The sequence below is a fragment of the Chryseobacterium sp. VD8 genome (assembly GCF_037149975.1).
GTDB lineage: Bacteria > Bacteroidota > Bacteroidia > Flavobacteriales > Weeksellaceae > Chryseobacterium > Chryseobacterium indicum.
Window position 1 is genome coordinate 1 of sequence record NZ_JBBCQL010000469.1, and the last position, 333, is coordinate 333.

Genomic DNA, 333 nt, shown 5'->3' on the forward strand with positions numbered 1-333 from the left:
AACTTTACTAATGGATATGTATTCATAATTGTCTTGATTTAATTTTGTTATTTGTTTGTTTTAATTTTTAAGCTTCCTGCAGTTTGTGTGAGAAACGAAGAACAATAAATTCTGCCGGACGAACTGCTGCCATACCGATCTCTACGATCATTCTGCCTTCAAGGATATCCTGTGCAGACATGGTTTTGTTTAAACCAACGCTTACGTAATAAGCTTCTTCCGGCTTGCTTCCTGCCAATGCTCCGTCCTGCCACTGCTGGTTCAGGAAGTTTTCGATCATCGTCTGTACGCGAACCCATGTATTGGCTGTGTTCGGTTCAAATACGAAACGTT

The 333-nt window shown here is 40.5% G+C and carries 1 protein-coding gene; it reads right to left on the reverse strand.

The features are described from left to right. Positions 1-67 precede the first annotated feature (67 nt). The coding region (locus tag WFK35_RS23075) for a phage tail sheath C-terminal domain-containing protein (RefSeq protein WP_336735000.1) at positions 68-333 on the reverse strand (266 nt) is incomplete at its 5' end.